At 67.2% G+C, this 4,705-nt stretch carries 6 protein-coding genes; 3 read left to right on the forward strand and 3 right to left on the reverse strand.

All coding sequences use genetic code 11. The features are described from left to right. Nucleotides 1-254: 254 nt before the first annotated feature. The 3 genes from JHC81_RS13770 to JHC81_RS13780 all read left to right on the forward strand — a co-directional run bounded on the left by JHC81_RS13770 (nucleotide 255) and on the right by JHC81_RS13780 (nucleotide 1,921). Complete coding sequence (locus JHC81_RS13770) at nucleotides 255-542, forward strand: accessory factor UbiK family protein (RefSeq protein ID WP_292175619.1); 288 nt, start codon at nucleotides 255-257, stop codon at nucleotides 540-542. A gap of 64 nt (nucleotides 543-606) precedes the next feature. Beyond that, complete coding sequence (locus tag JHC81_RS13775) at nucleotides 607-1,110, forward strand: YbjN domain-containing protein (RefSeq protein ID WP_292175620.1); 504 nt, start codon at nucleotides 607-609, stop codon at nucleotides 1,108-1,110. Between the two features lie 4 nt (nucleotides 1,111-1,114). Further along, a complete protein-coding gene (locus JHC81_RS13780) occupies nucleotides 1,115-1,921 on the forward strand; it encodes a pyrroline-5-carboxylate reductase dimerization domain-containing protein (RefSeq protein ID WP_292175622.1) in 807 nt (268 codons plus the stop codon). Here JHC81_RS13780 and JHC81_RS13785 read toward each other — a convergent pair. The 3 genes from JHC81_RS13785 to JHC81_RS13795 form a co-directional block, all read right to left on the reverse strand. Beyond that, on the reverse strand, nucleotides 1,911-2,405 hold the full coding sequence (locus JHC81_RS13785) for a hypothetical protein (RefSeq protein WP_292175624.1): 495 nt from the start codon (nucleotides 2,403-2,405) through the stop codon (nucleotides 1,911-1,913). The two genes, JHC81_RS13780 and JHC81_RS13785, sit on opposite strands and share 11 nt — an antisense overlap. 85 nt (nucleotides 2,406-2,490) lie before the next feature. Beyond that, the gene (locus JHC81_RS13790; protein ID WP_292175626.1) at nucleotides 2,491-3,834 is read right to left on the reverse strand and encodes an ATP-binding protein; all 1,344 of its coding nucleotides are present in this window, start codon (nucleotides 3,832-3,834) and stop codon (nucleotides 2,491-2,493) included. A gap of 134 nt (nucleotides 3,835-3,968) precedes the next feature. After that, complete coding sequence (locus JHC81_RS13795; protein WP_292175628.1) at nucleotides 3,969-4,700, reverse strand: response regulator transcription factor; 732 nt, start codon at nucleotides 4,698-4,700, stop codon at nucleotides 3,969-3,971. Nucleotides 4,701-4,705: the final 5 nt, after the last annotated feature.

Consider the following 4,705-nt stretch of genomic DNA (forward strand, 5'->3'; position numbering starts at 1 on the left):
GCCACATAGGCCAGGGCGTACCAGCGCAGGTCCAGAGGGCCGATGCTGATCAGGACCGGGTCGAAATCGGGAAAAGGCACTTCGCCTCCTTCAAGGCTGTGGGTCGTCCCGCTTTAGCAAGGGACGGTGGCAGCGTCGCGGCATTTTGGACCGGGACATACTGATGCCATCGGCGGCATGGACATCAAGGTTTCGTTTACCATAACGGGCCGACCATCATCACGCTCGGCACGGCTGAGTCGGAGAGAATTTCCATGCAGACGCGTAACCCCATCCTCGACGAGTTCGCCAAGCTGACGACCGGCGCCATGGGCTTGGCCCAGGCGGCAGGCGAAGAGGCCAAGACCGCCTGGCGCGCCCAGACCGACCGCATGGTCGCCGAGATGGATCTGGTTCGCCGCGACGAATTTGACGCGCTGAAGGCCGAGATCGCTGCCCTGCGCGCCGAGATCGCCACGCTTAAACCCGCCGCCAAGGCGGCCAAGAAGCCTGTCGCGGGAACGTCCACAGCGTCGGTTCCCCCCACGGACGCAGCCGGTTGAGCCGAATCTGCGATCCCGCCTACGGTTGCCGCATAGGGTGTGAGTCGCGCCCGGAGTATTGTTGATGGACGCAGTCCGCCCTGAAGAAGTCGATGTCCCGCACGATCCGCTGGACGTCGTCGAACACGTCCTGGTGGCGGAAAACCTGCCGTTCGACCGGACGGATGAGGGCGATGTCGCCTTCTCGCTGGCCGGCGACTGGAAGGACTATGAGCTGTGGTTCGCCTGGCGGCCTGAGGGCGACTGCCTGCAACTGTGCTGCGCCCTGGACCTTCAGGCGTCCAAGGCACGGCGCGCGGCCGCCTATGAACTGGTCGGCCTGATCAATCAGCGCACCTGGATGGGCCATTTCGAGGTCTGGGCCGAGGATGGCGAGATTGTCTTCCGCCACTCCCTGGCCCTGCCGTTCGGCGAGCGCCCGACCCTGGCCCAGGCCGCATCCATGATCGACGCGGCGGTCGAGGCGGCGGACCGCTACTACCCGGCGTTCGACTTCATGATCCGAGGCTCCAAGAAGCCCCAGGACGCCATCGCCGCCTGCCTGTTCGAGACCGTCGGCACGGCCTGATCCGATGAGTGCCGCCGCCCGACCCGGCCCCGTGATCCTGCTGGGCTGCGGACGTCTGGGGTCCGCCATTCTCGAAGGCTGGCTGAAGACCGGCGCGGTCGCGCCTGAGAGCATCATCGTACTGACGCCTTCTAAGAAGCCGGTCGCCGACGAGGCCGCCGCACGGGGGGCGCGTCTAAACCCGCCGTTGGCCGTTCTAGCCGAGGCCTACGCGCTGGTCATTGCGGTCAAACCAGCGAAATGGCGCGAGGCCCTGCTGCCGCTGCTCCCTCATCTCGCAGCCGACGTGGCCCTGATCTCAGTCATGGCTGGGGTTATGGCCGACGACATCGCCTCAGCGACGAACCGCACTGTCATCCGCGTCATGCCCACGACGGCCGTGGCTCAGGCCAAGGGTGTCGCGGCAGTCTGGGCTGGGCGACCAGAGTATCACGCCGTCGCACATGCCCTGTTCGAGCCACTGGCTGATGTCGTGGACCTTGCGGACGAGGGTCTGATGAACGCCGCCACGGCAGTGGCCGGATCAGCCCCGGCCTTCCTCTATGCCTTCACCCAGGCCCTGGCGTGGGCGGGCGAGGCAAGGGGGCTGGCACCCGATGCAGCAGTGCGCCTGGCCACCGGGGCGCTGCGCTCCGCAGGGGCCGGCGCGGACACCGGCGTGCCGCTCACCGACCTGATCGCTCGCATCGCTTCGCCGGGCGGGACGACCCAAGCGGGTCTCGACGCCATGTCACGAAGCGGCGACCTGGAGCGCGCCGCCGAGGCCGCGGTCAAGGCCGCCGTGGATCGCGCAGGCGAACTCAGCGCGTGACGTAGCGTCCGTCGGCCAGGTTCGCGGCCAGGCGGCGATAGGCGCGGTCCGCATCCTGCCAGGTCCCGAAGCCGCGAACTTCAGCGATGTTGCTGCTGTACCAGTCGTATTTCACCGGCTGCACCTGGCCATCCGCCGTAGTGATGGTGCCCTCGATGGTCGCGCCGCCGACGGAGACGCTGCGGATGCCGTCCAGACCCGGGCGATCGACCAGCTGCTGGAAAGTCGGGCGGTTGGGTTTCAGGTCGGTGAGCACAAGGTCGATAGTCGCGCCGTCGAGGGCTCCGCGTTGGATCAGCGTCGATTGTACGACGCCGACCAGGCGCGTGGCCTGTTCACTCACATCGCGTTCGCCCAGTTCTTCGACCTTGCCCTGAAGGTCGCTGCCGAGCGTGACGTTGATGGTAGGTGGCTCGGCCAAGGCAGGCGACGCCGCTAGGGCAAGCACCGCACCCAGAGGTGCAAAGAAGGCGAGTTTACGCATGTTCAAACACTCCAAAGCCCCTTTGCGCTCAAGATGCGCCCAATGGCTCCGCTTCGCCAGACCCTGCGCCGAAATGTGATCGTCCTCACTCGGGCAGGCGAATGATCGCCTTCAGCCCTCCCAGGTCACTGCGATCTAGCGAGATGTCGCCGCCGTGTACGCGGGCCACATCGCGGGCGATGGCCAGCCCCAGGCCAACCCCTTTACTGTTCTGGTTGCGTGAGGCGTCGAGCCGCGAAAACGGGCGAAAGGCCTCTTCGTGCATGTCGTCGGGAATGCCGGGGCCATCATCCTCGACCATGATCTCCAGCCCGCCGGAGGGCAGGGCGCGGGCTGACAGCCGGACATGCTCGCCATGCACGGCGGCATTGCCCGCCAGATTGGTCAGGGCCCGTTTGAAGGCCAGGGGCCGAAGCGACGCGGTCAATCCAGGTTGCGCAGCGATTTCGACCCTGGCCCCGGCCCGCTGGGCGTCATCACCCGCAGCGCGCAGCAGATCGTTGATCGACACCGACTGCGTCGCCTCGCCCGCCTCGCCCCGCGCGAACGCCAGATATTCGTCGATCATATGCTCCATCTCGTCCAGGTCGCCTTTCATGGCGGACTGACGCTTGAAGGGCGGAGCCAGGGCCAGTTCCAGCCGCAGACGGGTCAGGGGGGTGCGCAGGTCGTGGCTGACGGAGGCCAGCATGGCGGTCCGCTGGTCGATGTGACGCTGGATTCGTTCACGCATGGCCATGAAGGCAGTGGCGGCGGCGCGGACCTCTCGGGCGCCATGCGGTTTGAACCGCTCTCGCGACTCGCCCCGGCCAAAGGCCTCGGCCGCATCGGCCAGCCGCTCGATGGAGCGGACCTGATTGCGGATGAACAGCACAGCAATCGACATCAGCAGCATCGTCGCGATCAGCAGCCACAGCACGAAGATATGCGCCTGGGTCGCTACGGCCCGTTCGCGCGGCGCGATGATGCGCAGCACGCCCTGCGGCTGCTGCACCCGGATGTCGACATAAGCGGGGTATCGGGTGGTGTCGAACCAGACCGGCTGATCCACCCGGTTGTCCAGCGCCTTGCCCAGGGTGCGGTCGATGACTCCGACGGGGCCCCGCCGGACGTTCTCCGGCAAGGTCGCACCGTCCTGAAGTGCGATGGACAGGGACATGGACCGCTGGGCCCGGTCGGCGATCACGGCCAGGTTCTGCGGCGTAGGATCGTCGGCATAGCTTTCCGTCGCCCAGGCGACGTCGCCTGCCAGCCCGTCGGACAGGCGCGCCGTCACCGTCTGCCAGTGCATGTCGAAAAACGCCCAGGTCACCGCTACCTGCATGATCAGCACCGGCAGGACGATGATCAGCAGAGACCGCCCCCACAGCGAGGTTGGCAACCGCCGCTTGAGCACCCGCGCCCAGACGTTGAAGGGCAGCAGCCTCATCTATTCCTCCCCCGACGGGGGAGGGGGACCATCCGAAGGATGGTGGAGGGGGCAAGGCCGGGCAGTGTGCTTGGGGGTGGCCCCCTCCACCGCTACGCGGTCCCCCTTCCCCGAGGGGGGAGGAATGTTCGCCATCAGTCCGGGGCCAGCATGTAACCTATGCCGCGCACGGTCTGGAGATAGCGGGGGTTCTTGGGATCGACTTCAAGCTTGCGGCGCAGGCGCGTGACCTGGACATCGACGGCGCGGCCGGTGATGTCGGCGGTATCGGGCGACAGGCTCATCCGCTCGACCGGGGCATGGGCGTGAATGGCCAGGGTCTTGAGCAACTGGGCCTCCGCCTCGGTCAGACGCAGGGGCGCGCCGTCCCGCGACAGCTCCAGCCGTTCCATGTCGAACACCGCCGGACCTAGTTTGATCTCGCGCGGCGTCAGGGGCTTGCCCCCGGTCCGGCGCAGGATGGCATCGACCCGCAACGCCAGCTCGCGCGGGTCGAAGGGCTTGGACATATAGTCGTCGGCTCCGCGCGACAGGCCCTCGATCCGGTCGTCGGGATCGCCTTTTGCGGTCAGGAGCATGACCGGCGTCTTCGACGTCTCGGCCTGCGAGCGGATCCAGCTGGTCAGGTCGAAGCCGCTCTCGCCCGGCATCATCACGTCCAGCACGATCAGGTCGAACTCGATCAACTCGACCAGACGGCGGGCGGCGGCGGCGTGGGCGGCCCCGGTGACGCGATAGCCCTCGCGCGCCAGGAACTCCTTCAGCAGGTCGCGGATGCGGTCATCGTCGTCGACGACCAGCAAATGCCGGCCCGCACCGGGGCCTGCGATCGGGCCGGAACGGCCGCTGCTGCGCGAATCGCTCATGCGGA

The organism is Brevundimonas sp. (assembly GCF_016463295.1).
In the GTDB taxonomy this organism is placed as follows: Bacteria; Pseudomonadota; Alphaproteobacteria; order Caulobacterales; family Caulobacteraceae; genus Brevundimonas.